General features: G+C 47.7%; 1 pseudogene. It reads right to left on the minus strand.

The annotated features are described in order from the left end of the window. A pseudogene (locus tag A3757_RS24305) lies at positions 1-909 on the minus strand (hypothetical protein); the annotation flags it as partial. Positions 910-998 lie beyond the last annotated feature (89 nt).

The raw sequence follows: 998 nt of genomic DNA on the forward strand, positions 1-998 counted from the left end.
CGTGACAACCATGTTGCGACATCGCACACAGGCCAAAAAGTCGGTGCAATAGATTTTATTGCCTTCTCTGTCGGTTTTCTGGCCTGAGTCCGCACACTTTGCCACTGAGGTATTCTGCTCAATGCCTCGAACGTTATCGGTCAGCTCTTTGACACGACTACGTCCCATGAAGTTAAAGTTTTTCTCTGCCTCTTTCGGTGCTTCCAAATAGTGTGAATCAGAGACTTTGACCGAATGCCCCGCGAGGGCGGCGGTGACGAAAGGATCACCACCCGACAGCTCAAAAATGCGATTCTCAAAGGTCTTGCGAAAGCGTGAAACATTGACCTTGAGCGGCTTGCCGTTGTCGTCCAGCAATTGCCGATCCGCGACCCACTTGGAAATGTTCTGTGCAAGTAAAGTAGAGCTCAACGCTGTCCCTTGATCTGCGTTTGCATTACTAGTCGCTCGATAAACCAACACCAAGTCCGAGTTCATCTCCTGACGTACTGATGCATTGCATTGAATAATGTGTTGGATCATCACAGCAACATCGGCTAGCACCGTTTGCACATTTTCGACTCTTTTTTGATGGCGTAAAACTTGAACCTTGGTGGCATTACCTCGACGCTTATACAGCACCAACAGCTTTCGATTTTCCTTCAAGGGGTGCTCTTGAATCGAATCGGTCGTCATTTCCAACAAAGGCGTCGTATTCATCCCTGACCGCAACGCAATCGCACACATCAAAATCGTTAATTCATAGCCGGTTAACGGCGCTTTCTTTTCTAAAATGGCATTCACATCGTCACTCAAGGCGTATGCAAGTCGTCGTCGCTCTGCTCTGGAAAAGGCTAACTGTCCTTTCACTTTTCGATTGGAATTTGGAAAGGGGTTTTGAGGAAAATCCACCCCATTGATCCAATCCATGCCCTGCATCTTGACTAACACTGACTTGGTGTGGGTGTAAAAACCTTTGGCTGAAGTGCCGTTCGGATACGCTGTTTTTACATGGCTGA

Source organism: Oleiphilus sp. HI0117, assembly GCF_001635235.1.